This window comes from Pseudomonas putida, assembly GCF_050989985.1.
In the GTDB taxonomy this organism is placed as follows: Bacteria; Pseudomonadota; Gammaproteobacteria; order Pseudomonadales; family Pseudomonadaceae; genus Aquipseudomonas; species Aquipseudomonas putida_AI.
Map to the genome: position 1 here is coordinate 3,833,381 of NZ_CP158815.1, position 25,280 is coordinate 3,858,660.

At 61.4% G+C, this 25,280-nt stretch carries 22 protein-coding genes; 13 read left to right on the forward strand and 9 right to left on the reverse strand.

Annotated features, from left to right (window positions below; all coding sequences use genetic code 11):
* Positions 1-93 precede the first annotated feature (93 nt).
* Entirely contained in the window at positions 94-1,278 is a 1,185-nt protein-coding gene (locus ABTV29_RS17600; RefSeq protein ID WP_433765838.1) for a porin, read from the reverse strand.
* A 309-nt stretch (positions 1,279-1,587) separates the two neighbouring features.
* Positions 1,588-2,394 carry a sulfite exporter TauE/SafE family protein gene (locus ABTV29_RS17605; RefSeq protein WP_433765840.1) on the reverse strand — a complete coding sequence of 269 codons (807 nt, stop codon included), beginning with the start codon at positions 2,392-2,394 and terminating at the stop codon, positions 1,588-1,590.
* A gap of 162 nt (positions 2,395-2,556) precedes the next feature.
* Here ABTV29_RS17605 and ABTV29_RS17610 point away from each other — a divergent pair, with 162 nt between their 5' ends.
* Positions 2,557-3,420, forward strand: a complete 864-nt coding sequence (locus ABTV29_RS17610; protein WP_433765842.1) for an MBL fold metallo-hydrolase — start codon at positions 2,557-2,559, stop codon at positions 3,418-3,420.
* Positions 3,421-3,526: 106 nt separating this feature from the next.
* Here ABTV29_RS17610 and bkdR read toward each other — a convergent pair whose 3' ends face one another.
* Positions 3,527-4,015: a Bkd operon transcriptional regulator BkdR gene (gene bkdR / locus ABTV29_RS17615; RefSeq protein ID WP_175391116.1), complete on the reverse strand. Its 489-nt coding sequence runs from the start codon at positions 4,013-4,015 to the stop codon at positions 3,527-3,529.
* Between the two features lie 185 nt (positions 4,016-4,200).
* Here bkdR and ABTV29_RS17620 point away from each other — a divergent pair, with 185 nt between their 5' ends.
* The 6 genes from ABTV29_RS17620 (at position 4,201) to ABTV29_RS17645 (ending at position 11,500) form a co-directional block, all read left to right on the forward strand.
* Complete coding sequence (locus ABTV29_RS17620; protein WP_433765844.1) at positions 4,201-5,436, forward strand: 3-methyl-2-oxobutanoate dehydrogenase (2-methylpropanoyl-transferring) subunit alpha; 1,236 nt, start codon at positions 4,201-4,203, stop codon at positions 5,434-5,436.
* A 1-nt stretch (position 5,437) separates the two neighbouring features.
* On the forward strand, positions 5,438-6,496 hold the full coding sequence (locus tag ABTV29_RS17625; RefSeq protein WP_433765846.1) for an alpha-ketoacid dehydrogenase subunit beta: 1,059 nt from the start codon (positions 5,438-5,440) through the stop codon (positions 6,494-6,496).
* On the forward strand, positions 6,497-7,777 hold the full coding sequence (locus tag ABTV29_RS17630) for a dihydrolipoamide acetyltransferase family protein (RefSeq protein ID WP_433765848.1): 1,281 nt from the start codon (positions 6,497-6,499) through the stop codon (positions 7,775-7,777).
* Positions 7,778-7,795: 18 nt separating this feature from the next.
* On the forward strand, positions 7,796-9,178 hold the full coding sequence (gene lpdA / locus ABTV29_RS17635; RefSeq protein WP_433765849.1) for a dihydrolipoyl dehydrogenase: 1,383 nt from the start codon (positions 7,796-7,798) through the stop codon (positions 9,176-9,178).
* A gap of 224 nt (positions 9,179-9,402) precedes the next feature.
* Positions 9,403-10,422 carry a branched-chain amino acid aminotransferase gene (locus ABTV29_RS17640; protein ID WP_433765850.1) on the forward strand — a complete coding sequence of 340 codons (1,020 nt, stop codon included), beginning with the start codon at positions 9,403-9,405 and terminating at the stop codon, positions 10,420-10,422.
* A gap of 334 nt (positions 10,423-10,756) precedes the next feature.
* Positions 10,757-11,500 carry an SDR family NAD(P)-dependent oxidoreductase gene (locus tag ABTV29_RS17645; protein WP_433765852.1) on the forward strand — a complete coding sequence of 248 codons (744 nt, stop codon included), beginning with the start codon at positions 10,757-10,759 and terminating at the stop codon, positions 11,498-11,500.
* A gap of 99 nt (positions 11,501-11,599) precedes the next feature.
* Here the strand turns inward: ABTV29_RS17645 and ABTV29_RS17650 are convergent, their stop codons facing one another.
* On the reverse strand, positions 11,600-12,352 hold the full coding sequence (locus ABTV29_RS17650) for an ArsR/SmtB family transcription factor (protein ID WP_433765854.1): 753 nt from the start codon (positions 12,350-12,352) through the stop codon (positions 11,600-11,602).
* A 78-nt stretch (positions 12,353-12,430) separates the two neighbouring features.
* On the opposite strand from ABTV29_RS17650, the gene ABTV29_RS17655 reads away from it, so the two are divergent.
* Positions 12,431-13,546 carry a cytochrome P450 gene (locus ABTV29_RS17655; protein ID WP_433765856.1) on the forward strand — a complete coding sequence of 372 codons (1,116 nt, stop codon included), beginning with the start codon at positions 12,431-12,433 and terminating at the stop codon, positions 13,544-13,546.
* Between the two features lie 132 nt (positions 13,547-13,678).
* Here the strand turns inward: ABTV29_RS17655 and ABTV29_RS17660 are convergent, their stop codons facing one another.
* The 3 genes from ABTV29_RS17660 to ABTV29_RS17670 form a co-directional block, all read right to left on the reverse strand.
* A complete protein-coding gene (locus ABTV29_RS17660) occupies positions 13,679-14,017 on the reverse strand; it encodes an FKBP-type peptidyl-prolyl cis-trans isomerase (protein WP_433765858.1) in 339 nt (112 codons plus the stop codon).
* 72 nt (positions 14,018-14,089) lie between these two features.
* A complete protein-coding gene (locus ABTV29_RS17665) occupies positions 14,090-14,611 on the reverse strand; it encodes a hypothetical protein (RefSeq protein ID WP_433765860.1) in 522 nt (173 codons plus the stop codon).
* A 36-nt stretch (positions 14,612-14,647) separates the two neighbouring features.
* Positions 14,648-15,370, reverse strand: a complete 723-nt coding sequence (locus ABTV29_RS17670) for a hypothetical protein (protein ID WP_433765862.1) — start codon at positions 15,368-15,370, stop codon at positions 14,648-14,650.
* Positions 15,371-15,530: 160 nt separating this feature from the next.
* Between ABTV29_RS17670 and ABTV29_RS17675 the strand changes: the two genes are divergently transcribed.
* The 3 genes from ABTV29_RS17675 (at position 15,531) to ABTV29_RS17685 (ending at position 18,966) form a co-directional block, all read left to right on the forward strand.
* Positions 15,531-16,598 carry a diguanylate cyclase domain-containing protein gene (locus ABTV29_RS17675; RefSeq protein WP_433765863.1) on the forward strand — a complete coding sequence of 356 codons (1,068 nt, stop codon included), beginning with the start codon at positions 15,531-15,533 and terminating at the stop codon, positions 16,596-16,598.
* 272 nt (positions 16,599-16,870) lie between these two features.
* Positions 16,871-18,163, forward strand: a complete 1,293-nt coding sequence (locus tag ABTV29_RS17680) for an MFS transporter (RefSeq protein ID WP_433765865.1) — start codon at positions 16,871-16,873, stop codon at positions 18,161-18,163.
* 26 nt (positions 18,164-18,189) lie between these two features.
* Positions 18,190-18,966, forward strand: a complete 777-nt coding sequence (locus ABTV29_RS17685) for a substrate-binding domain-containing protein (RefSeq protein ID WP_433765867.1) — start codon at positions 18,190-18,192, stop codon at positions 18,964-18,966.
* Here ABTV29_RS17685 and ABTV29_RS17690 read toward each other — a convergent pair.
* Both ABTV29_RS17690 and ABTV29_RS17695 read right to left on the reverse strand, forming a co-directional pair.
* On the reverse strand, positions 18,956-19,870 hold the full coding sequence (locus ABTV29_RS17690; RefSeq protein WP_433765869.1) for a LysR family transcriptional regulator: 915 nt from the start codon (positions 19,868-19,870) through the stop codon (positions 18,956-18,958). The two genes, ABTV29_RS17685 and ABTV29_RS17690, sit on opposite strands and share 11 nt — an antisense overlap.
* A 141-nt stretch (positions 19,871-20,011) precedes the next feature.
* Entirely contained in the window at positions 20,012-21,577 is a 1,566-nt protein-coding gene (locus ABTV29_RS17695) for a diguanylate cyclase domain-containing protein (protein ID WP_433765871.1), read from the reverse strand.
* Between the two features lie 588 nt (positions 21,578-22,165).
* On the opposite strand from ABTV29_RS17695, the gene ABTV29_RS17700 reads away from it, so the two are divergent.
* Positions 22,166-23,974, forward strand: a complete 1,809-nt coding sequence (locus ABTV29_RS17700; protein ID WP_433765873.1) for a monovalent cation:proton antiporter-2 (CPA2) family protein — start codon at positions 22,166-22,168, stop codon at positions 23,972-23,974.
* Between the two features lie 160 nt (positions 23,975-24,134).
* Positions 24,135-25,232, forward strand: a complete 1,098-nt coding sequence (locus ABTV29_RS17705; protein ID WP_433765875.1) for a DNA alkylation repair protein — start codon at positions 24,135-24,137, stop codon at positions 25,230-25,232.
* The last annotated feature ends 48 nt before the right edge of the window (positions 25,233-25,280 follow it).

Below are 25,280 nucleotides of genomic sequence, written 5' to 3' on the forward strand. Positions count from 1 at the left end.
CGCGATGGTGTGTCAGCTACGACGATGCCGGCTGATACACCATCGCGAGCAGGCTCGCTCCCACAGGGAATGGTCGTGATGCCGACTTCTCTGTTACCAGGTCAACACCGCTCCCACCGCGAAGGTATCGGTATCTTCGTTCTGGGCACTGGTGTCATGGCCGTTGATTTCGAACTGGTTGTACTCGGCCACCAGTTTCAGGTTGTCGTTGACGTCATGGAACAGCGCAATGCCCCGGGTTTCGTAGTCTGCGCCGCTGCCGACCACGCCGTTGCCATCGTCATTGGTCTTGCCGTAGGACAGCGCCAGGCGGTTCTTGCCCAGTTTGTAGGAGCCCTGCAACAGGTAACCGTCGCTGTCGACGTTACGCAGGGTCGGCTCGCCGGCGTTGTTGGTGAAAAACGGGTTGATACCCTTGGCCTGGAAACCGGAGCCGGTCAGGGACAGGCCGCCCATTTTCGCCTGCACGCCGTAACCGACGCCTTTGGACGTCACGGTCTCCACGCTGGAATCAGTATTGTCCGAGGTCTGGTAGCTGCCGTTGATCCAGCTGTAGATCTTCGCCCCGGCGACGTCGAACTGGTACGTGATCTCGCTCTCGGTACGCGGGTTTTCCTGGTAGGCCTTGCCGGTCGGGCTGCTGTCGTTGGTGTCCACCGGGTCCATGATCCCCACCGCTACGCGCAGACCGTCCATCACCGGGGTGCGGTAGGTGATTTGCGAGGTCGGGAAAGGGTACGGATAACCGGTGCCGATGTTGCCGAACGACACCCCGCCGCCATCCACCAGGCCCAGGGTATCGCTGACCTGACCGTAACCGGCGAGCAGCTCATCGAGCAGGATGTTGGAGCGGGCAAACAGGCCGAAGTCCTTGCCGATCAACACTTCACCCCACTGCGGGTTGGCGACGGTGCCGTAGAACTGCCGCACATCGATGGCGGTGTCGGTGCCATTGGTTTCGCTGTCGTTGATCGTCACCCAGAACGAGGCGCGGGCACCGAGCTTGAGGTCATCGACCTGCTTTCCCATGTTGAAACCCAGGTAGTTGGGCAGAAAGCCCATTTTCACCCGTGACTGGCGGCGGTCGAACTGGTCGCCGGCACGGTCGACATCGCTGTTGACGTAGAAGGCATTGATGTATCCGTCGGTGGAGAACGTGGTCTGGTCCTTGTCGTACAGCATGATGTCGGCCTCGGCGGTGGCACTCAGGCCGAAGGTGGACAGGCTCGCAATCAAGGCCGGCAGGAAATGATGCGTGAAGTTCTTATTGTTGTGCATGGCGCGCTCCGCGACTGGGGACGAGTTGTCGGAGGCGATTATCGAAAGCGGGCAGGCGGCGCCATACGCTGCCTTGGGGGCGGTTTTCAGGTGCTTTGGAATGGCCGGTGATGCGCGACAGTTACGGCGTAAGACCGCCTGTCGGCAGGGCTCGCCACCAAGGGTGTAAGCCCGATGGCGGATGTCACTCCTGTAGGAGCGAGCTTGCTCGCGATGGACGACAACGATAACGCTGGGTACCTGATGCCCCGCTGTGTTCTCGGGTGCATCGCGAGCAAGCTCGCTCCTACAGGAGGGCAAATATCCGGATTAGAGCGCCGCGTTTATGAGCATATAGGCGGCAACCACCATGCAGACGCTGGCGAACCCCACCTGCAACACCCGCGCCGGCACCCGTGCGCAGAGTTTGCGGCCGACGATCATGCCGACGATGCTGGAAGCAATGAACGCCGCGCCAAGGCCGTCGATGCGTACTCCGGCGTGCAGAGCGCCGACCACGCCGATGGCCGAGATCAGGCTGATCACCATCAGCGACGTGGCGATGATCCCGCGCATTTGCACGTCGGTCAGTTGCTTGAAGGCCGGCACGATCAGAAACCCGCCCCCCACGCCAAGCAACCCCGAGACCACGCCCGTCACCGCACCGAGGGCCGCGAGGGTCGCGGTGCATTTGGCGGTCCAGGATAAACGCCCGGTGTGCTGGTCGAGCATGCAGTTTTTCTGCCCCCAGTTGGCATGCCCGTGATCGCTGGGCCCTTCGTCCTTGCGCTCACGGCGCAACATCCGCGCGGCAACCATGACCATCAGCAGGCTGAACAGGATCATCAGGATCTTTTCCGGCAACTGATGGGCGAAGTAGATGCCCACCGGCGAGAACACCGCGCCGAGCGCGGCAATCAGCAGCGCCGCGCGGTAGCGCACCAGTCCATGCCGCAATCCATCGATCGCCCCGACCGCCGCCGAACTGCCCACCGCGAACAGCGCGACCGGCGCCGCGTGGGTCATGCTCCATCCCAGGCCCAGCACCAGCGCCGGTACGGCCAGAATGCCGCCGCCGGCTCCAGTCAGGCCCAGTACCAACCCCATCACCACACCAAAAAAACTCGCCAGCAACATAAAACGCTCGTAATCCATGACAAAGGCCGGGAACGCCCGGTATCGATAGATGACAGGATAGAGCCCGCACGCTGTTTTTCGTAACTGGATTTGACTCAAGGACTGGTCAGCGCAGGGAAAATGAAACTAACCTCATGGCTTGTCCACGACAGAATCCACCCCATGCCTGCCCAGATTGAAGCGTTTTTCGACGATGCCTCGTCCACCTACAGCTACGTGATCTTTGATACCGATGGCGGGCAATGCGCGATCGTCGATCCGGTGCTCGACTACAACCCCGCCGCCGGGCGTACCACCACTGTGCAGGCCGACCGGATCATCACGTTCGTGCGCGAACACCGGTTGCAGGTGCAGTGGCTGCTGGAAACCCACGCCCATGCCGATCACCTGTCCGCCGCGCCGTACCTGCGCCGGGAACTGGGCGGCAAGATCGCCATCGGCCAATCGATCTGCAAGGTGCAGAACGTGTTCAAGGCGCTGTTCAATCTTGAGCCGCAATTCTGCATTGACGGTTCGCAGTTCGATCATCTGTTCGCCCCCGACGAATCCTTCATGATCGGCAACCTCAGGGCGACCGCCCTGCACGTCCCCGGGCACACCCCGGCGGACATGGCTTACCTGATCGACGGCGAGCAGATCCTGGTGGGCGACACGCTGTTCATGCCGGACGTGGGCACCGCGCGCTGCGACTTTCCCGGCGGCAACGCCAACCAGATGTTCGCCTCTATCCAGAAACTGCTGGCCTTCCCCGCTGGCGTACGCCTTTACGTCTGCCACGACTACCCGCCCGCGGGCCGCGAGCCGCGTTGCATGACCACGGTGGGCGAGCAGCGTAAAAGCAACATCCATGTGCGCGACGGCATCGACGAAGCAGCCTTTGTCACCATGCGCACGACGCGCGATGCCGGGTTGGGCATGCCGACGCTGTTGCTGCCGGCGATTCAGGTCAATGTGCGGGCGGGGAATATGCCACCGGCTGAAGATAACGGCGTGACCTATCTGAAAATCCCCCTCAATAAATTCTGACCTGTGGGAGCGAGCCTGCTCGCGATGGCGGACTGTCAGTCAACTTTGTTGTTGAATCTGATGGCCCAATCGCGAGCAGGCTCGCTCCCACAGGGGTTGGGGTATTTCAGATATCCAGCGTCAAGCCGTTGGCCGGCAACGGTAGCGCGGTCTTGTAGCGCACCTGCTTGAGCGCAAAGCTCGAACGGATGTTCGCCACCCCCGGCACCTTGGTCAGAAAGTCCATCATGAAACGCTCCAGCGACTGGATGCTCGGCACCAGTACCCGGATCAGGTAGTCCGGGTCGCCGGCCATCAGGTAGCACTCCATCACTTCAGGGCGATCGGAAATCGCGTCCTCGAAATGCTGCAACGCCCTCTCCACCTGCTTTTCCAGGCTGACATGGATGAACACGTTCACGTGCAGCCCCAGCATGTCGGCATCGAGCAGCGTGACTTGCTCGCGAATGACACCCAGCTCCTCCATTGCCTTGACCCGGTTGAAACAAGGCGTCGGCGACAGGTTCACCGAACGCGCCAGGTCGGCGTTGGTGATGCGCGCGTTCTCCTGGAGGCTGTTGAGAATGCCGATGTCGGTACGGTCCAGTTTGCGCATGAGACAAAACCACCTGTTTTTTATTCGTATATGGATTTTTTATCTGCAAATAGTCTCCAGTGCAACGAAACAGAGAGAAATATTCTTCTTGGCCGGGCCTATGATTGTTGTAGGACAAGATTTCTTCTACAGAACGAAATCTGTCAGCTCACTACAAGAAATTCACAAGATCGAGCGTAGAAGCCATGAACCAAGCGTACGAACCGCTGCGCCTGCACGTCCCCGAACCCTCGGGCCGCCCCGGCTGCAAAACCGACTTCTCCTACCTGCATCTGACCGATGCCGGTACGGTGCGCAAACCCCCAATCGACGTTGAACCCTCCGACACGGCCGACCTGGCCCGCGGCCTGATTCGCGTGCTCGACGATCAGGGCAACGCCCTGGGCCCATGGGCCGAAGGCGTGCCGGTGGAGATTCTGCGCAAAGGCATGCGCGCCATGCTCAAGACGCGGATCTACGACAACCGCATGGTGGTTGCCCAGCGTCAGAAGAAGATGTCCTTCTACATGCAGAGCCTTGGCGAAGAAGCCATCGGCAGCGCCCAGGCCCTGGCGTTGAACATCGACGACATGTGCTTCCCGACTTACCGCCAGCAAAGCATCCTCATGGCCCGCGACGTGCCGCTGGTGGACCTGATCTGCCAGCTGTTGTCCAACGAGCGCGATCCGCTCAAGGGCCGTCAGTTGCCGATCATGTACTCGGTCAAGGAAGCCGGCTTCTTCACCATTTCCGGCAACCTCGCCACTCAATTCGTCCAGGCGGTCGGCTGGGGCATGGCGTCGGCGATCAAGGGCGACACCAAGATCGCCTCGGCCTGGATCGGCGACGGCGCCACCGCCGAGTCGGACTTCCACACTGCCCTGACCTTCGCCCACGTGTACCGCGCGCCGGTGATCCTCAACGTGGTCAACAACCAGTGGGCCATCTCCACCTTCCAGGCGATTGCCGGTGGTGAAGCCACCACCTTCGCCGGTCGTGGCGTCGGTTGCGGCATCGCGTCCCTGCGCGTCGATGGCAACGATTTCTACGCGGTCTACGCCGCTTCCGCCTGGGCCGCCGAACGCGCCCGCCGGGGCCTGGGCCCGACCATGATCGAGTGGGTCACCTACCGCGCCGGCCCGCACTCCACCTCCGACGATCCGTCCAAATACCGTCCGGCCGACGACTGGAGCCACTTCCCGCTGGGCGATCCGATCGCGCGCCTCAAGCAGCACCTGATCAAGGTCGGCCAGTGGTCCGAAGAGGAACACGCTGCCGTCAGCGCCGAGCTGGAAGCCGAAGTGATCGCCGCGCAGAAGCAGGCCGAACAGTTCGGCACCCTCGCCGGTGGCCAGATTCCAAGCGCCGCGACCATGTTCGAAGACGTCTACAAAGAGATGCCGGAGCACTTGAAGCGCCAGCGTCAGCAGCTGGGGATCTGACATGAACGATCACAACAACAATATTGCGCTGGAAACCGCCATGACCACGACCACCATGACCATGATCCAGGCCCTGCGCTCGGCCATGGACGTGATGCTTGAGCGCGACGACAACGTGGTGGTGTTCGGCCAGGACGTCGGTTACTTCGGCGGCGTGTTCCGTTGCACCGAAGGCCTGCAGAGCAAGTACGGCACTTCCCGGGTGTTCGACGCGCCGATCTCCGAAAGCGGCATCGTCGGCACCGCCGTGGGCATGGGTGCCTACGGCCTGCGCCCGGTGGTGGAAATCCAGTTCGCCGACTACGTGTACCCGGCCTACGACCAGATCATCTCCGAAGCCGCGCGCCTGCGTTATCGCTCGGCCGGCGAGTTCACCGCGCCGATGACCCTGCGCATGCCTTGCGGCGGCGGCATCTACGGCGGCCAGACCCACAGCCAGAGCATCGAGGCGCTGTTCACCCAGGTGTGCGGCCTGCGCACGGTCATGCCGTCCAACCCCTACGACGCCAAGGGCCTGCTGATCGCCTCCATCGAAAACGATGACCCGGTAATCTTCCTGGAGCCCAAGCGCCTGTACAACGGCCCGTTCGACGGCCACCACGAGCGCCCGGTGACCCCGTGGTCGAAACACCCCGCCGCACAGGTTCCGGACGGCTACTACACCGTGCCGCTGGACGTTGCCGCCATCGCCCGTCCGGGCAAGGACGTCACCGTGCTGACCTACGGCACCACCGTCTACGTGTCGCAAGTGGCTGCTGAAGAAAGCGGAGTGGACGCTGAAGTCATCGACCTGCGCAGCCTGTGGCCGCTGGATCTGGAAACCATCACCAAGTCGGTGAAGAAAACCGGCCGCTGCGTGATCGTGCACGAAGCGACCCGCACCTGCGGTTTCGGCGCTGAACTGGCCGCACTGGTGCAAGAGCACTGCTTCCACCACCTGGAAGCGCCGATCGAACGCGTCACCGGCTGGGACACCCCCTACCCGCACGCGCAAGAGTGGGCGTATTTCCCAGGGCCGTCCCGTGTGGGCGCGGCGTTGAAACGGGTCATGGAGGTCTGAATGGGCACGCACGTTATCAAGATGCCGGACATTGGCGAAGGCATCGCAGAAGTTGAATTGTCGGTATGGCACGTGAAGGTTGGCGACATGGTCGTCGAGGATCAGGTGCTGGCCGATGTCATGACCGACAAGGCGATGGTGGATATTCCCTCGCCGGTGCATGGCAAGGTCATCGCCCTTGGCGGCCAGCCGGGCGAAGTCATGGCGGTCGGCAGTGTGCTGATCAGCATTGAAGTCGAAGGCGCGGGCAACGTTAAAGAGTCCGCGGCTCCAGCGCCGGCTGCCGTGAAAGAAGCGCCAGCAGTGGCCGCGGCGAAAGTTGAAGCGGTGGCTGAAAGCAAACCGGCCCCGGCGGCACCTCGCCCGGCAGCCGTTTGCCAGGGCCCGATGGTCGCTCGCGAAGCCGATGAGCGCCCGCTGGCCTCCCCGGCCGTGCGCAAACATGCGCTGGACCTCGGTATTCAGCTGCGCCTGGTGCGCGGCACCGGCCCCGCCGGTCGCGTGCTGCACGAAGACCTCGATGCCTATCTGGCCCAAGGTCAATCCAACGCTTCGTCCGTCAGCAGCGCTTACGCCCAGCGTAACGACGAAGAGCAGATCCAGGTGATCGGCATGCGCCGCAAGATTGCCCAGCGCATGCAGGACGCCACCCAACGCGCCGCCCACTTCAGTTATGTCGAGGAAATCGACGTGACCGCCGTGGAAGAGTTGCGCGCGCACTTGAACGAAAAACACGGCGCGACCCGCGGCAAGCTGACCCTGCTGCCGTTCCTGGTCCGCGCGCTGGTCGTCGCCCTGCGCGACTTCCCGCAGATCAACGCCCGCTACGACGACGAAGCCCAGGTCATCACCCGCCTCGGCGCGGTGCATGTGGGCATCGCCACCCAGGCGGATATCGGCTTGATGGTGCCGGTGGTGCGTCACGCCGAAGCGCGCAGCCTGTGGGACAACGCAGCGGAGATTTCGCGCCTGGCTACCGCCGCGCGCAACGGCAAGGCCAGCCGCGATGAGCTGTCCGGTTCCAGCATTACCCTGACCAGCCTCGGTGCGTTGGGCGGCATTGTCAGTACGCCGGTGCTGAACCTGCCGGAAGTGGCGATTGTCGGCGTGAACAAGATCGTCGAACGGCCGATGGTGATCAAAGGCCAGGTGGTGATCCGCAAGATGATGAACCTCTCCAGCTCCTTCGATCATCGCGTGGTCGACGGCATGGATGCGGCACTCTTCATCCAGGCCGTGCGCGGCCTGCTCGAACAACCTGCCACTTTGTTTGTGGACTGATTTCTGGTGGAGAGCTGCATGCAAACTTTGAACACCACGCTGCTGATCATCGGCGGCGGCCCCGGCGGTTATGTGACGGCGATCCGTGCCGGCCAGTTGGGCATTGCGACCATTCTGGTAGAAGGCGAATCGTTGGGCGGTACTTGCCTGAACATCGGCTGCATTCCGTCCAAGGCGCTAATTCACGTCGCCGAACAGTTCCATCAGACCCGGCACCACAACCAGCATTCGGCGCTGGGCATCAACGTGTCGGCGCCGACCCTGGACATCGGCAAGAGCGTCGAATGGAAGGACGGCATCGTTGATCGCCTGACCACTGGCGTCGCCGCGCTGCTGAAAAAGAACAAGGTCCAGGTCGTGCAGGGCTGGGCCAAGGTCGTCGACGGGAAAACCGTCGATGTCGGCGAAACCCGCATCCACTGCGAGCACCTGGTGCTGGCCACCGGTTCCAAGAGCGTGAACCTGCCGATGCTGCCGATTGGCGGGCCGATCATCTCTTCCACCGAAGCCTTGGCGCCGACTGCCGTGCCGAAACGCTTGATCGTGGTGGGTGGCGGTTACATCGGCCTGGAGCTGGGGATTGCCTATCGCAAGCTCGGCGCCGAAGTCAGTGTGGTCGAAGCCCAGGAGCGCATCCTGCCGGCTTACGACGCCGAACTGACCCAGCCGGTGCACGAAGAATTGAAGAAGCTCGGCGTGAAGCTTTACTTGAAGCATAGCGTGCAAGACTTTGATTCAACTGCAAATACTCTGCAAGTTCTGGACCCGGAAGGCAGTACCCTGAACCTGGAAACCGATCAGGTGCTGGTGGCCGTGGGTCGCAAACCGAACACCCAGGGCTGGAACCTCGAAGCACTGAACCTGGACATGAACGGTTCGTCGATCAAGATCGACAACCGTTGCCAGACCAGCATGTGCAACGTCTATGCCATCGGTGACCTGAGCGGCGAACCGATGCTCGCCCACCGGGCCATGGCTCAGGGCGAAATGGTGGCCGAGCTGATCAGCGGCAAAACCCGCGAGTTCAACCCCACCGCCATTGCCGCCGTGTGCTTTACCGACCCGGAACTGGTGGTGGTCGGCAAGACCCCGGACGAAGCCAAGGCTGCCGGCCTTGACTGCATCGTTTCCAGCTTCCCGTTCGCCGCCAATGGCCGGGCCATGACACTGGAGTCCAAAAGCGGCTTCGTACGCGTGGTCGCCCGTCGCGACAACCACGTGATCCTCGGCTGGCAGGCGGTGGGTGTCGGGGTGTCCGAGTTGTCGACGGCCTTTGCACAAAGCCTGGAAATGGGCGCGCGGCTGGAAGACATCGGCGGCACCATCCATGCCCATCCGACGCTGGGCGAGGCGGTGCAGGAAGCGGCGTTGCGCGCACTGGGGCATGCGTTGCACCTCTGAAGGGTGGCGCGCCCATCGCGAGCAGGCTCGCTCCCACATTTGGAATGCATTCCCCTGTGGGAGCGAGCCTGCTCGCGATTTCTTGAGGACAATACGATTTATCTGCCCGTCATCCGATAGTCCGGGCTGCGAAACAGCCCAAGAATGAAGTATTGTTGTCCCCATCCAAAAAAACGTCAGAAGCCTTGTACCGTTTCGGCGGTTGTTAAGTGATAGAGGGTGTCATGGGTAACGAAAGCATCAATTGGGACAAGCTGGGTTTTGACTACATCAAGACTGACAAGCGCTATCTGTCGTACTTTCGCAATGGCGAGTGGGACAAAGGCACCCTGACCGAAGATAACGTGCTGCACATCAGCGAAGGCTCCACTGCCCTTCACTACGGCCAGCAATGCTTCGAAGGCCTGAAGGCCTATCGTTGCAAGGATGGCTCGATCAACCTGTTCCGTCCGGACCAGAACGCCGCGCGCATGCAGCGCAGCTGCGCCCGCCTGCTGATGCCGCACGTGTCCACCGAGCAGTTCATCGAAGCGTGCAAGGACGTGGTCCGTGCCAACGAGCGCTTCATCCCGCCTTACGGCACCGGCGGCGCGCTGTACCTGCGTCCGTTCGTGATCGGCGTGGGCGACAACATTGGCGTGCGCACTGCCCCCGAGTTCATCTTCTCGGTGTTCGCGATCCCGGTCGGCGCCTACTTCAAGGGCGGCCTGACCCCGCATAACTTCCAGATCTCCAGCTTCGACCGCGCCGCGCCACAAGGCACCGGTGCCGCCAAGGTGGGTGGCAACTACGCCGCCAGCCTGATGCCGGGCTCCCAGGCCAAGAAAGCGCATTTCGCCGACGCTATCTACCTGGACCCGATGACTCACAAGAAAATCGAGGAAGTCGGCTCGGCCAACTTCTTCGGGATCACCCACGACAACAAGTTCGTGACCCCGAACTCGCCGTCGGTACTGCCGGGCATCACCCGTCTGTCGCTGATCGAACTGGCAAAAACCCGCCTGGGCCTGGAAGTGATCGAAGGCGACGTGTTCATCGACAAGCTGTCGGACTTCAAGGAAGCCGGCGCCTGCGGTACCGCCGCTGTCATCACCCCGATCGGTGGTATCAGCTACAACGATCACCTGCACGTGTTCCACAGCGAAACCGAAGTCGGCCCGATCACCCAGAAGCTCTACAAAGAGCTGACCGGTGTGCAAACCGGCGACATCGAAGCGCCAGCCGGCTGGATCGTCAAGGTTTGACCTGACGCCCATCCGCAATGAAAAATCGCCGTCTTCGGTATTCGAAGGCGGCGATTTTTTTTGCCTGGGCGCCCACCATTTGCTTTTTGTAGGAGCGAGCTCTGCTCGCGATGGTGGATCAGCAACATCGGTGCCGGCTGACACTCCATCGCGAGCATGCTCGCTCCTACAGGACCACGTCAAAAAGACCATAACGCAGTCTTAATGACCAAGTTTGACCTGTGTCAAAATAACCACAGCCAACCTGGAACGCCCGTACTTGAAGGCCCCTCACATTGGCCTGATTTTTGGTAGGTGTCCTGCAAAAGTTCACTGACCAAAAGGAAACCTCTGTATGAACAACGCTTTTCAAGATCGTCTGGCGGTGGTCACCGGCGCCAGTTCCGGCATCGGCCTGGCCGTCACCGAGCGGCTGCTGGGCCAGGGTGCCCGCGTGCTGGCGATGTCTCGCCAGATCGGCGGCCTGGGGGAATTGGCGGAACGCTTCAAGACCCAACTGTCATGGGTCGCGGGGGATGTGACCCAGCCGGCTGATCTGGAGCGCCTGGCAAAACAGGCCGCGTCCATGGGCCCGGTGAGTTTCCTGGTACCGAACGCAGGAATCGCACAACTGGCCGACGGCCTGGACCTGGCGGCTTTCGATCGGCAATGGGCGGTCAACGGTGCCGGAGCGCTGAACACCCTGGCCTGCCTGCGCGGACATCTGGCGGCATCCGCCTCGGTGGTGTTCATCGGCACCTTCCTGGCGCAAGTGACCTTTCCGGGCCTGGCCGCCTACATCGCCTCCAAGGCCGCATTGATCCACCATGCCCGCACCCTGGCGGTGGAACTGGCGCCCCACGGCATCCGCATCAACACCGTGTCTCCGGGCCCAACCGCCACGCCTATCTGGTCGACGCTCGGCTTGAAGAACGAAGAGCTGACCGCCGTGGCCAGCACGGTCAACCAGCGTTTGCTCGATGGGCAGTTTCTGGAGCCGGGTGCTGTCGCCGATGTGATCCTGTTCCAGCTGGGTAATGGCGCACGTAACGTGTTCGGCCAGGATTGGGTGGTGGATAGCGGATACACCTTGCGCTGATAAACGGCTGCCCCCTGTAGGAGCTGTCGAGTGCAACGAGGCTGCGATCTTTTGATCCTGCTCTTTAAAAAATCAAAAGATCGCAGCCTTCGGCAGCTCCTACAGGGACTGTCGCTGACTGCGATCTTTTGCTTTTGCCATCGAAACAGGCGTCTGGACCGTGACTATCAACCCGAACCGCGCACTGATCTCCCTGCGCCCCTGCGCAGTCAAGGCCAAGGCCCGACTGTCCAGATCCTGGGTCACCCATTTGCGCCGGATCGCCACTTGCAGCAACGCGGCCCCCAACGCCCCGCCCAAGTGCGGCCGGCGCATGCTCCAGTCCAGACACGGGCAGGCAAAACGCCGACGTGCCGTGGCCAGATCCCTGACCTCGATGCCCAGGCCCTCAAGCAAGGCTTCGCCGCTGTCGCTCAGCCGGTAAAGCTGATCGTCCACTTCCTGCAGCCATCCTGCCTCGATCATCCGGTCGTGCAGTAGCACGGCCAGGGTGCCGGCCATGTGGTCGTAACAGGTGCGGGCAAACTGCAGGCGGCCAGGGGTTCGTGACTCAAAGGCAGGCACGGCGTTCTGGCCGATCACCATCAAGGCTTCCAGGGCCTGGGCGACCCGTTTGTCCGCCAGGCTGTAATAGCGATGGCGACCCTGGACATGCAGACGCACCAGCGCCAGCTCCTTGAGCTTGGCCAGATGTGCGCTGGCGGTGGAGGCGCTGACCTCGGCAATCGCCGCCAGCTCGGTGCTGGTGCGGGCATGGCCGTCCATCAGCGAACAGAGGATTTTGGTGCGCGCCGGCTCCGCAATCGCTGCCGCGACCTGCGACACGCCAAAGTCAGAGTGTTCTTCGTTCATATTTCGCTCCCGGACGAATCAACGCCAGTTCGGACTGGAGATAGTAGCAACACTTTCCGACAACAAAAGGCTGTGACCATGGACCCGATCATCGCGGCAACCCACGCCGATCCCTATCCCTACTACGCGCAATTGCGCGCTGAAGGCGGGCTGACCTTTCACTCGGGCCTGAAGCTGTGGCTGGCCAGCAGCGCCCGCGCGGTCGCCGCGGTCCTGGCGCACCCGGCCTGTCACGTCCGTCCCACCCAGGAGCCTGTTCCCGGGGCGATAGCCGGCGGCATGGCCGGCGAGGTGTTTGGCCGGTTGATGCGAATGAACGAAGGCGAACGCCAGCGCTGCCCGCGCTCGGCCATCGAGCCGGGGTTGCAATTGTTCGATCCGCAGGACGTCGAGGCGCTGGTGGCTGCACGCCTGATCGCGCAGGGGGCCGAAGGACTGCACGCCGCGATGTTCCGTGGCCCGGTGTGCGTGGTCGCGGCACTGCTGGGGTTTACACCGGCGCAGGGGCGCATCGTCAGTGAACTGACCGCCGACTTCGTCGCCTGCCTGTCGCCCCTGAGCACCCCGCAGCAACTGGATGCGGCCCATGTCGCGGCCGAACAGTTGAACGGCTACTGCCTGGAGCTGCTGGACGATCAGGTGCCACGCACTGCCCTGCTCTCGGGCATTTGCCAGCGCTTCGCCACGCAATCGGCCGATTCGCGAACCCTTACGGCCAACCTTGTCGGCTTGCTGTCCCAGACGTTCGAGGCCACGGCGGGCCTCATCGGCAACAGCGTGCTGGCCCTGAAGCGGCAGCCGGCACTGCGCAAGGAATCAATGTCTATCGACGATCTGCTGGACGAAGTGCAGCGCTTCGACCCGTCGGTGCAGAACACCCGACGTTTCGTCAGCGCGGCATGCGAAATCGAAGGTGTCAGCCTGAACCCCGGCGATACGATCCTGGTGCTGCTGGCCTCGGCCAACCGCGACCCGCAGCTCAACGTCGATCCCGACAATTTTCTGCTGAAGCGTCCGGATCGGCGCAGCTTTACCTTTGGCGCCGGTCGCCATCAATGTCCGGGGCAAAGGCTGGCCTTGAGCATCGCCAGCGCCAGCCTTGCGCGGATTCTGGTGGTCAATCCCGAACTGGATGATTTGAAGTGGCACTACCGGCCTTCGCTGAACGGGCGGATACCGGTGTTTGTCGAGTGATGCAAATCACCTGTAGGAGCTGCCGAAGGCTGTGATCTTTTGATCTTGCTTTTAAAAAAACAAAAGATCGCAGCCTAGTTGCACTCGACAGCTCCTACACGGCTCCTACAGGGGTGTGGTGGTGTTCAGGAGTCAATCATCCCGCGTCAGCACTTCCAGCAATTCAATCTCGAAAATCAGATTCGAATTCGGCGGGATCTTGCCCATGGTGCGTTCGCCGTAGGCCAGGTGCGCCGGCACCAGCAGTTTGCGCTTGCCGCCCACCTGCATCCCCATGAGGCCCTGGTCCCAGCCCTTGATCACGCGGCCGGTGCCGATCACGCACTGGAAGGGTTTGCCCCGGCTCCAGGAAGAGTCGAATTCGCTGCCGTCTTCCAGCCAGCCACGGTATTGGGTGGTGATCAGCGCGCCTTTGACGGCAGCTTTGCCGTCGCCTTGCGCAAGATCGATGATTTGCAGTTCTTCATTCATGACGATGGTTGGCCTACTGGCGGTATTTGGAGGGGCGTGTTTTTCCCAGAAAATCATCCGGCTGGCAACACTTCAGGTGCCTTTTTCCGGGTGAGTCAGTTGTTCCTGGACTCGCTTGTCCTCCTTTTGCTTGGCGTCGACGGCGAAGTCCTTGCCGAAGATGGCTTCGGGCAGAATCCACTCACCCAGGCTGCTTTTCTTGTCCGTGACGATGCCGATCTGGTCGCCCTTGTTGTAATCGAACCAATGAAGATCCGGAAACTGTTTCAAGTCGAGGATCTTGACGGTACTGCCTTCCATGACCCGGATTTTCTTGTCTTTGGGGTCCACGCTCACCACTTCCAGCGGTGAACGGGTAATGAGCGGTTGCGCGTCCGCATGGATAACCGTGCTATCGGCGCAACGTTGGCTGGTCGGTTGAATCCTGCCGTCCGCCGAGCTGTGCGGGCGCTTGTCGCAATCGACAAAGATGCCCGAATGATCCACCGTCTGGTTGCCCAGGTACTGTTCGCCACTGGGCATGATCAATATCTGCTCGCCTTGTGCTGCGCTGGCGCCAACCAGCAGCGTCAGGGCAATCAGGGATCTGTTCATAGCGCACCTGCCATAGGTCCGGTAGGGAGCACGTCCTTAGCGGAAATCGTCGAACGTCAGGGTCCCGGTCTTGCGTGACATGTTGGGCACATCGACTTCAACGTAGGTCACCTGTTTCTTCGGCACTTGATAGACCGTGCCGAACGAGTCGTAACGTTGCTCTTGCTTGTCGGTTTTCATCAGCACTTTCTGCACCAGCACGTAATAGGTCTCGGCCGTTTCGAACAGCAGTACCGGCTCCTTTACCCCGCCATCCTTGCTGGTTGTGGCCGCGGTCAACTGCGGCGGAAAGTCATTGGCGTGCTTGTCATCGAAGTGCAGGCGGATCGGGCGCAGCACACCGCCGTCGCGCACTTGCTGTGCCTGAAGCGTGCCGTAGTGCTCGGCCATGACCGATGTGCCCCACAGGCCGAGGATCAGGAAAATCGCAAACATCGCCTTATGCACAAAATAGGGAAAACCCCTGTTGTCCGAGGACCAGGTCCCGTTCAGCGCGACAAAGATCAATGCGCCAACGCCCAGCACAAACAAGGTGTGGACACCCAATTGTTTGGCCACCGTCCAGGCAAAGGCGAGATAGAAATAGAGCGAGATATCCAGCGATACCAGCGGTATGCCGAAGGTCTTGAAGTAATAAAACAGATGCAGCCAGGAATAGAAAAACAGGTAGGCAGCAAACAACAAGGCGGGGCCCCCGTAATGCGCCGACAGTTGCGAGTTCTCTGGCGCGGGCGCGGGGGTGGCAGAACCGGTTGTCATATTGATGACCTCCTGCCGGGCGGATGATCACGATGCGGGCAAGCTGCCCAATCAAGTCTAGCGCCCGCGCAAGAGAAAGCGACTGCAATGGCGCAACGCGGTGAACTAACATGAACAGGACCCCAACGCCGGTTTACCACGCCATGAGTGCCCTTCCTGCATGAAGTTGCTTTGGACCTGCGCAGCCCTCGGCTCGGTGATGCTCATCCTGATCGTCGTGTTGATCCTGCGCGAGCGCGGGTTGCGCCGGCAACTGGCCGAATACCGCGCGATCATCAATGACCTGGCCGAGGGCCTGAACATCCATCAGGACGGTGACGCCGAGCGCTTCAAGCGCAGCCAGTACTTCGCCCGCATCGGCACCTGGGACTGGGATGTCGACACCGACCGGCTCTACTGGTCGGAGGCGATCTACGGCATGTTCGGGTTCAAGATCGGCGAAGTGACGCCCTCCTACGCCCTGTTTTGCTCCTGCGTACATCCCGACGACCGCGCCAAGGTCCGCGCCGGCGAATTGCGCTGCCTGGCCACCGGCGAAAACCACGACGAGGAATACCGGGTCATCTGGCCCGACGGTACCATCCGCTGGCTGCGGGAAACCGGCAACGTGGTCAAGAACGAGCAGGACCAAACCCTGAAGATGATGGGCGTGGTGCGCGACATCACCGAGGAAAAGGCCTCGGCCAGTTACCTGCAGCACCTGGCCCATTTCGATCCGTTGACCGGCCTGCCCAATCGCCTGGTGCTGGAAGAGCGTCTGTCCGAAGCACTGGAACAGGCGCGGGCCAGTGCGACTCGGGTGGCGCTGGTGTTTGTCGACCTCAACGGCTTCAAGGCAATCAACGATCACTACGGGCACGCCGCCGGCGACCGCGTGCTGATTGCCACCGCTACCCGCCTCAAGCGCATCCTCAATACCAGCGACACGGTCGCGCGCATCGGCGGTGACGAATTCGTGGTCATCCTGCGCGACCTGCCTCAAGGCATCAACCTGCCCGACGAAGCCCGCAGCATCTGCCAGAAAATCTTCGTCGAACTCTCCCCGCCCGTGACCCTCGGCAACGACCAGCGCCACATCGGCACCAGCCTCGGCGTCGCGGTGTTCCCCGACCATGCGCCGAGCATGGACCGGTTGATCCACATTGCCGACCTGGCGATGTATGAGGCCAAGCGCAGCGGGAATAATCAGTATCGGCTGGGGGAGCAGGTGGTGTTTCATCCGACATGATGCTGGCTGACAACCCCTGTGGGAGCGAGCCTGCTCGCGAAAAACCAACAGGCGCCGTTGGACATCTGGTTTCACGCGTTATCGTTTACGACCATCGCGAGCAGGCTCGCTCCCACAGGGTGTCGCCACAAATGCATTGATCCACCTGACGCATCAATGCATGCCAACTATGCAATTAACATATCGGTCCCTCTACGCCACTATCCGCCCCAATAAGAACCGTGCGCCGCAACCTGTCGGCGCACGTCATAAAAGCGGTGGAGTACTTACCTATGACAGCCACAATCGCGCGCGGACGCTCCCGGGCCAGCGCCATTTTCCGGGTCACCTCGGGCAACTTCCTCGAACAGTTCGACTTCTTTCTTTTCGGCTTCTACGCCACGCAGATCGCTGCCGTGTTCTTTCCCGCCAGCAGCGAGTTCGCCTCGCTGATGATGACCTTTGCCGTGTTTGGCGCAGGCTTCCTGATGCGCCCGCTCGGCGCGGTGGTGCTGGGTGCGTACATCGATGACGTCGGCCGGCGCAAAGGCCTGATCGTCACCCTGTCGATCATGGCCAGCGGCACGATCCTGATTGTGCTGGTGCCCGGCTACGAAACCATCGGCCTGTTCGCCCCGGCCCTGGTCCTGATCGGCCGACTGCTGCAAGGCTTCTCGGCAGGCGCGGAACTGGGCGGGGTTTCGGTGTATCTCTCGGAGATCGCCACCCCGGGCCACAAGGGCTTTTTCACCAGTTGGCAGTCCGGCAGCCAGCAAGTGGCGATCATTGTCGCCGCCGCCCTGGGTTATGCCCTGAACCAATGGATGGCACCTGCGGCGATTGCCGACTGGGGCTGGCGGATTCCGTTTTTCGTCGGCTGCATGATCGTGCCGTTCATCTTCCTGTTGCGGCGCAACCTGGAAGAAACCGAGGAGTTCGCCACCCGCAAGCACCGCCCGAGCATGGGTGAGGTGTTCCGCACCCTGGCGCAGAACTGGGTCATCGTGTTCGCCGGCATGCTGATGGTCGCCCTGACCACCACCGCGTTTTACCTGATCACCGTGTATGCACCGACCTTCGGCAAGACCGTGCTGCACCTGAGCACGTCCGATGCGCTGCTGGTGACCTTGTTGGTGGGCGTGTCGAATTTCTTCTGGCTGCCCATCGGTGGCGCGCTGTCGGACCGCATCGGCCGTCGCCCGGTGCTGATCGCCATGGCCCTGCTGGCGCTGGCGTCGACCTACCCTGCCCTGTCTTATCTGGTGCAGGCACCGAGTTTCATCCACATGCTGCTGGTGCTGCTGTGGCTGTCGTTCATTTACGGCCTGTACAACGGCGCAATGATCCCGGCGCTGACGGAAATCATGCCGGTCGAGGTGCGGGTCGCCGGTTTCTCCCTGGCCTACAGCCTGGCCACTGCAGTGTTTGGCGGCTTCACCCCGGCGATGTCGACGTTCCTGATCCAGTACACCGGCGATAAAGCAGCGCCCGGCTACTGGATGAGTGTCGCCGCGCTCTGTGCCCTGGGCGCGACGCTGTACCTCTATCGCCGCGCCAGCGGTCGCCTGCAACCTGCTGTGTCGTGAAACCAGCGCTGATCGAGAACCTGTCCATGAAAAAACTGTTCAATGTCGCGGCCCTGGCGCTGCTGGTCAGCCTGGGGGCAAGCGCTGTCGCCCAGGCCGAAGAGATCCGTGTGATGACCTCCGGTGGTTTCACCGCTGCCTATAAGATCCTCGGCCCGAAATTCGCCGCATCCACCGGCAACACCCTCGACACGGCCCTCGGGCCGTCGATGGGCAAGGCACCGGAAGCGATCCCCAATCGCCTGGCCCGGGGTGAGAAAGCCGATGTGGTGATCATGGTCGGTTACGCCCTGGATGACCTGATCAAGCAAGGCAAGGTTGACCCGGCGTCACGGGTCGAACTGGCGGACTCGCGGATCGGCCTGGTGGTGCGTGAAGGGGCGCCGAAGCCGGACATCAGCTCGGTCGACGGCCTGAAGAAGACCCTGCTCGACGCCAAATCCGTGGCCTATTCCGATAGCGCCAGCGGCGTCTACATCGAGCAGCAGCTGTTCAAGCGCCTGGGCATCGAAGACCAGCTCAAGGGCAAATCGACCATGGTGCCGAAAATCCCTGTGGGCTCGGTGGTTGCCAGCGGCGATTATCAACTGGGCTTCCAGCAGGTCAGCGAACTGCTGCCGGTGCCGGGGGTGAGTTTCGTGGCGAAGATTCCGGAATCGGTGCAGTCGGTGACCCGTTTCGCCGCCGGCATTCCAGTGGGCGCGCAACACCCGGCCGAGGCCAAGGCGCTGCTGGAATACCTGGCCTCCACCGCCGCGCAACCGGATGTAAAGGCCACCGGCCTGGATTCGGTCAGTCGCTGAGTTTCGGCGGCAGGACTTTCATTTCTACCACCAGGCGTTCCAGTTCAAGCGCAGCCGGGGTCAGGGTCCGACCCCGGCGCTTGATCAGGCCGACGCTGCGCATCACCTGCGGGTCGGTGAGCGGCACCCGGGTAAGAATCGGGTGATCTGCCGCCGGCATCGCCATCAATGGCACCGCCGCCACCCCCAACCCAGCTTCCACCAAACCGATCATGGTCGTCACATGCAGGGTTTCGCAGATACTCGGCCGCTTGGGCACCACGCGAGTCAGGGCCTGATCCAGCAAAAAGCGGTTGCCGGAGGTTTTATCCAGCGAGATGTAGTCCTGCTGATAAAACTCGTCCCAGGTCACACTGCTGCGCCCGGCCAAGGGGTGATCGCGCCGGCAAGCCACCACATAGCTTTCCTGCACCAGCGGCTCGAAATCCACTTCGGCTTCCAGAGTGCCCATGAAGCTCAGGCCGAAATCCGCCTCGCCATTGACCACCGCGCTCAGCACTTCATGGGCGCTGGAGTCCAGCACCTTGACCTTGATCCTGGGAAATTGCCGGTGATAGTGGGCAATCACCCGCGGCATGAAGTAGTACGCCGCCGAAGGAACACAGGCGACGGTGACATGGCCCAAGCGGTTTGAGGCGACCTCGCTGATGCCCAGCAACGCTACATCCAGGTCATCCAGCAGGCGCTCGACACTGGGCATGAAACCGCGTCCGGCCTGGGTCAGGCTGACCTTGCGCGTGGTGCGCTCGAACAGCTTCACGCCAAGGGCGTCTTCGAGCTTTTCGATGCGCCGGCTCAGGGCTGGCTGGGAGATGCGCACGGTATCGGCGGCCTTGCGAAAGCTTCCCTGCTCGACCACTGCGCGAAAGGCTTGCAGGTCGTTGAGGTCGAAGTTGATGGCCATGGGGGTGCTCGGAGGGAAACGGACTGATCCGGTTATTCTATAAATGTAACTAATTGATGCAAGAATTAACCGGAATTTTCAGCCATTCACTGAAAATCGTCGTCACCACCCAGGCATGGGCCGGGCATTGGCTCAATGCGTCTAGGACATCAGCGGTGACTCCGTCATGCCGACGCCCCTTCGCCCCAGCTGCTTGACGCCATACATGGCCTGATCCGCCGCCTTAAGCAATGCATCGAGACTCTGGCCGTGAACAGGACACAGAGAAACGCCGACACTGCAGGAGACTGATAGCTCTCCTGCACTTGTCACAACGGTCTGCGCGATGGTGTCGAATAGCCTCGACGCCTGCGACTCGGCACTCTCGGGGTCGGAAAGATTGGAGATCAGCATCACGAATTCGTCGCCGCCGTACCGGGCGACGGTGTCACAGGCGCGGGTGGCTTGCAGCATGCGGCGTGCAACCGCTCGCAGAACCTGGTCACCTACATCATGGCCATGCTGGTCGTTGATTTCCTTGAAATGATCCAGGTCGATCAAAAGCATGGCAAACGGCGTCCCGTTCTCTTCCCAATCCGAGAAGGCCTGGGCAAAACGCTCGGCGAACAGGTAGCGGTTGGGCAGTTGCGTGAGCACGTCGTGGGTTGCGAGCCAGGTTGCGCGTTCGTGCTCGACTTCAGCCTTTTCTATCGACCTGAAATGCCTGATCAACACCATCGGCATCAACACCAGTGCCCCGGCGAGTACTGAAAGGATCATCAACATTTCTTCGGTCAGGACATCCCCGAAACGAAGCTGCCGCTCGAATATCAACGTCATCGGCTGCGACGAATTGAGGAGTTCTACACGGTCGTTCAATTGCGGCAAAAACAGGCGATCGAGCACGCCGGCCTGCTGAACCTGGGTTGAAAAAACATCGCTTTCAGATCCGGCAGCCGTCTTCAGCACGGCGGCTATGTGGACCAGCGGATCGACGTTGGCGTCATTGACGGCATCGAGCAGCGCGCCCGTCTTGATCAGCAACAACGACACCATGGTGCTACCAAAAAAATTAGGTCTGGCGCTCCCTTGCTCTTGCTCGGGCCGACTGACCGACTGCATCAGAATGTAAGCGCTACCGCCCTCGTACATGGAAAACACGGGGGAAACCACGGGTTTCTGACTGCTGTGGGTTCGTGCCAGCGCGTAGGAAAGGTAAGCGACCGTTTCCAGCCTGACACCGTAGATCGAGCTGGATTCAGGGAGCACCGGGTACATGAACAACACGGGCCAGGTCTCATTGAGAAAGGCCTGGGGTTGGGCTGGCTGGTGAGTGAGACTGGGGAAATCCTTGAGCTTGAAGTCTGGCCGCCATGTGCGTCGCAGCAAATCCTCAAAGGCGGACTGCTCGGTGACAGGTACGGCGCGTGCGGCCTCGAGCATGTAGATATGTGGATAGGCTGACAATACGACTGCCGCATATCGGGCTGTGGCTTCGGTATCACTCTGATCCACGGCTTGCAGGAATGCCGAGAAGCCCGAGAGTACGGCTTCATTGGTGTCGAGCTGATTGCGCACAACCCCGGAAATATTTTGCACGTACTCGGAAAAATAGGTTTCCCTGCGCTGAGTCTCGGACTTGAGCAATAACAAGGCCGAAAAAAGAACCAGGCCGACAGCTAAAAAAATGAAACCCAGCAGGGAATTGCGCCGTTTTGTCCAAATCATCCTGATTTCCGAATACGCAAAGCGTCCAATTCACCGTCACTATCCGCCAGAATTCAACCTTGTGGCGGAACACGTCGTATCTTCACATGCCCCTGACTCATGCGCCTGCTTCGCTAGGTGCTTTCTTGATCAAGTTGGCAAAAAGCTTAAAGCACGGTCATGGATTCCGATTCCGCAAGCATCCTCCGATACTGTTCATGGTTAAGCTGCTGACATTCGTCCTGGGCTTCAACTCGGGTCTGATAGGCCTTCTTCAGACGACATTTCTCTTCGTTGTCGTAAATGTTGAAACCGATGGGTGCCGTCTCGCAGTAAAAGCGCGTTCCGTCACGCATTGATCCGGTCACTGTGGGGATTGCAGGGACAACAACAAATCTCGAATTCATTTTCTTCCCTCTCCATAAACCTCATCACTTTTAGCGGCTATACGCCATCACAGCAAGCGATCTTCATAAGTTCCCGATGACAAGCACGGCCAGCCAAGAATGGTTCGTATCTCGCAATAACCAGGCAGGTTTCTGGCTGACGCACGAAGCCTCAGCCATTATTCTTGTCACCCCCGCCGTACCGTGTTGATGGAGTTCCCCCATGCCCCATGAAGGCTATCTGTTACAAGCCGCTGTCGTGTTTCTGCTCGCGGCAGTCCTCACCGTCCCCCTGGCCAAGCGCCTGCAGCTGGGCGCGGTGCTGGGTTATCTGTTCGCGGGGGTGATCATTGGCCCGTCGGTGTTGGGCCTGATCGGCAACCCGGAAAGCGTCGCGCACATCTCGGAACTGGGCGTGGTGTTGCTGCTGTTCATCATCGGCCTGGAGCTTTCGCCACGACGCCTGTGGGTGATGCGCAGGTCCGTGTTCGGCGTCGGCCTGGCGCAGGTGCTGCTGACGGGAGGGGTGCTGGGCGTACTGGCGCTGTTCGTCTTCGGGCAACCGTTGAACAGCTCTATCGTGCTGGGCCTGGGCCTGGCCCTGTCGTCGACCGCATTCGGCCTGCAAAGCCTGGCCGAGCGCAAGGAACTGACCAGCCACCACGGGCGCCTGGCGTTCGCGATCCTGCTGTTCCAGGACATCGCCGCGATCCCTTTGATCGCCATGGTGCCGTTGCTGTCCGGCGTCGACCACAACACCAGCACGGCAGAGGACGTGAACCACGGGCTGCGGGTACTGGCCAGCATCGCCATCGTCGTGATCGGCGGCCGTTACCTGCTGCGACCGGTGTTCCGGATCGTCGCCAAGAGCAATTTGCCTGAGGTCTCTACCGCCACCGCGCTGCTGGTGGTGATCGGTACGGCATGGCTGATGGGCATTGCCGGTATTTCCATGGCCCTGGGCGCCTTCCTCGCCGGCCTGCTGCTGGCGGACTCCGAATACCGTCACGAACTGGAAGCGCAGATCGAGCCGTTCAAGGGGCTGTTGCTGGGGCTGTTTTTCATGAGTGTCGGGATGGGCGCGAACCTCGGCCTGCTGCTGCGCGAGCCTATCGTGGTGCTGGGGCTGACCGTGCTGCTGATCGTCGTCAAGTTTCCCCTGCTGTTCGTCCTGGGCCGACTGGCCGGCGGCTTGAACAAGGTCAGCGCGATTCGCCTGGGTATCGTGCTGGCGGCCGGCGGTGAATTTGCCTTCGTGGTGTTCAAGATCGGTCGCGACCAGAGCCTGTTCGACCCGCGCCTGTATGACCTGCTGGTGCTGGCGATCACCCTGTCGATGGCCATGACGCCGCTGTTGATCCTGCTGTGCTCGCGCCTGGTCAGCCCGAAAGTGAAACCTGTGGAGGTGCCGGAGAAATTCCGCGCAATCGACACCGATGAGCCCCGCGTGGTGATCGCCGGCATGGGCCGCATGGGCCAGATCGTGGCGCGTATCCTGCGGGCCCAGAACATCAAGTTCGTCGCCCTCGACACCTCGGTGGAAACCATCGAGCTGTCGCGCAGCTTCGGCGGCGTCCCGGTGTTCTACGGCGACCCGATGCGCCCGGAAATCCTCAGCGCGGCCAAGGTCGAGCAGGCCGAGTACTTCGTGATCGCCACCGATGACCCGGACACCAACATCAAGACCGCGGAGCTGGTGCGCAAGCTTTATCCGCATATGAAGATCATCGCCCGTGCCCGCAACCGCCAGCATGTGCATCGCTTGATGGACGTGGGCGCCCACCCCATTCGCGAAACCTTCCATTCGAGCCTGGAGATGAGCCGCCAGACGCTGATCGGCCTTGGCTTGACCCAGGCCCAGGCGGATGCGCGGATCAAGCGCTTCAAGCATCACGACGAACAGGTGCTCGAAGCCCAGCACGCGGTGTACGACGATGCGGCGAAGGTCATGCAGACCGCGCAGGAAGCCCGGGCGGAACTGGCGCGGCTGTTTGAGTCGGATCAGTTGGAGGAGCAGGCAGGGAAGAAATGAGGCGGCTGTAATGGCCTCATCGCGGGCAAGCCCGCTCCCACAGGGTGAGCGGGTGTAAGCAAACTGAGTGTTCTCCAACAATCACTGTGGGAGCAAGGCTTGCCCGCGATGAACGATCACGCGGTAGATCAGACAACCCCCGAATATTAAGGACACTGCATTGGCCGACCAATCCTCCCCCGCCCTCAAGGAAATCTTCAACGCCGAGCGCCTCCAGCACATCGCCACCGAGATGACGGCGGTCTACCCGGCGTTCGATGGCAAGACATTCCTGACGCTCGCAACAAAAGACCTGGCCGATCTATCGATCATGCAGCGCCTGGCCCGCGTCAGCGAGTCCCTGCATGCCGTGCTGCCGCTGGATTTCGAGGCATCTCTGGAGGTCTTGCGCGCCCTCGCCCCGCGCCTCAACAGCGCGTTCGTCAGCATGTGCCTGCCACACTACGTGGCGACTTATGGCGCCGACCGCTTCGAGCTATCCATGGACGCGCTCAAGTACTTCACCGCCTTCGGCTCCTCGGAATTTGCGATCCGGCCATTTCTGCGCAGCGATCTGGCGCGCTCGCTGCAACGCATGCACGACTGGTCGCTGGACGCCAACGAACACGTGCGGCGCCTGGCCAGTGAAGGCTGCCGCCCTCGCCTGCCGTGGTCATTTCGCATGGAACAGATCCAGGCCGACCCGCGCCTGGCCGCTGGCATCCTCGACAACCTCAAGGCCGACCCCAGCCTTTATGTGCGCAAGTCCGTGGCCAATCACCTCAACGACATCACCAAGGATCATCCCGACTGGGTACTGGACCTGATCGAAGGTTGGTCGCTGGACAACAAACACACCGCGTGGATCGCCAAACATGCCCTGCGCAGCCTGATCAAGCAGGGTAATACGCGGGCACTGGCGATCATCGGTGCCGGTGGCAAACCGGAAGTGGAAATCGTCGACGTGCAGGTCAACCCGCCGGTGATCGGCCTGGGCGAGAAAATCACCCTGTCCTTCGCCGTCAAATCCACGGTCAAGGACAGCCAGCGCCTGGTGATCGACTACGCCATCGACTATGTCAAAGCCAACGGCGGCACCTCGGCCAAGGTTTTCAAACTCAAGGCCCTGACCCTGCCCGGCCACGCCACCGAAGCCATCGCCCGCGGCCAGCACATCAAGGAACTCACCACCCGCCGGCACTACGCCGGACGGCATGCGGTGCACATCATGGTCAACGGCGAGCGGCTGGCGAGCACGGCCTTCGAGATCCTGGCTTGAATGACACCCATTCCTTGGGGGTGAGGTATACCTGTAGGAGCGAGCTTG

Coding starts and splice junctions, on each gene's coding strand:
- bkdR (WP_175391116.1), bottom strand. CDS start 4,015: ATGCGCAAACTGGACCGTACCGACATCGGCATTCTCAACAGCCTCCAG.
- ABTV29_RS17620 (WP_433765844.1), top strand. CDS start 4,201: ATGAACCAAGCGTACGAACCGCTGCGCCTGCACGTCCCCGAACCCTCG.
- ABTV29_RS17600 (WP_433765838.1), bottom strand. CDS start 1,278: ATGCACAACAATAAGAACTTCACGCATCATTTCCTGCCGGCCTTGATT.
- ABTV29_RS17670 (WP_433765862.1), bottom strand. CDS start 15,370: ATGACAACCGGTTCTGCCACCCCCGCGCCCGCGCCAGAGAACTCGCAA.
- ABTV29_RS17660 (WP_433765858.1), bottom strand. CDS start 14,017: ATGAATGAAGAACTGCAAATCATCGATCTTGCGCAAGGCGACGGCAAA.
- ABTV29_RS17675 (WP_433765863.1), top strand. CDS start 15,531: ATGAAGTTGCTTTGGACCTGCGCAGCCCTCGGCTCGGTGATGCTCATC.
- ABTV29_RS17680 (WP_433765865.1), top strand. CDS start 16,871: ATGACAGCCACAATCGCGCGCGGACGCTCCCGGGCCAGCGCCATTTTC.
- lpdA (WP_433765849.1), top strand. CDS start 7,796: ATGCAAACTTTGAACACCACGCTGCTGATCATCGGCGGCGGCCCCGGC.
- ABTV29_RS17700 (WP_433765873.1), top strand. CDS start 22,166: ATGCCCCATGAAGGCTATCTGTTACAAGCCGCTGTCGTGTTTCTGCTC.
- ABTV29_RS17665 (WP_433765860.1), bottom strand. CDS start 14,611: ATGAACAGATCCCTGATTGCCCTGACGCTGCTGGTTGGCGCCAGCGCA.
- ABTV29_RS17610 (WP_433765842.1), top strand. CDS start 2,557: ATGCCTGCCCAGATTGAAGCGTTTTTCGACGATGCCTCGTCCACCTAC.
- ABTV29_RS17630 (WP_433765848.1), top strand. CDS start 6,497: ATGGGCACGCACGTTATCAAGATGCCGGACATTGGCGAAGGCATCGCA.
- ABTV29_RS17655 (WP_433765856.1), top strand. CDS start 12,431: ATGGACCCGATCATCGCGGCAACCCACGCCGATCCCTATCCCTACTAC.
- ABTV29_RS17640 (WP_433765850.1), top strand. CDS start 9,403: ATGGGTAACGAAAGCATCAATTGGGACAAGCTGGGTTTTGACTACATC.
- ABTV29_RS17685 (WP_433765867.1), top strand. CDS start 18,190: ATGAAAAAACTGTTCAATGTCGCGGCCCTGGCGCTGCTGGTCAGCCTG.
- ABTV29_RS17690 (WP_433765869.1), bottom strand. CDS start 19,870: ATGGCCATCAACTTCGACCTCAACGACCTGCAAGCCTTTCGCGCAGTG.
- ABTV29_RS17605 (WP_433765840.1), bottom strand. CDS start 2,394: ATGTTGCTGGCGAGTTTTTTTGGTGTGGTGATGGGGTTGGTACTGGGC.
- ABTV29_RS17695 (WP_433765871.1), bottom strand. CDS start 21,577: ATGATTTGGACAAAACGGCGCAATTCCCTGCTGGGTTTCATTTTTTTA.
- ABTV29_RS17645 (WP_433765852.1), top strand. CDS start 10,757: ATGAACAACGCTTTTCAAGATCGTCTGGCGGTGGTCACCGGCGCCAGT.
- ABTV29_RS17625 (WP_433765846.1), top strand. CDS start 5,438: ATGAACGATCACAACAACAATATTGCGCTGGAAACCGCCATGACCACG.
- ABTV29_RS17650 (WP_433765854.1), bottom strand. CDS start 12,352: ATGAACGAAGAACACTCTGACTTTGGCGTGTCGCAGGTCGCGGCAGCG.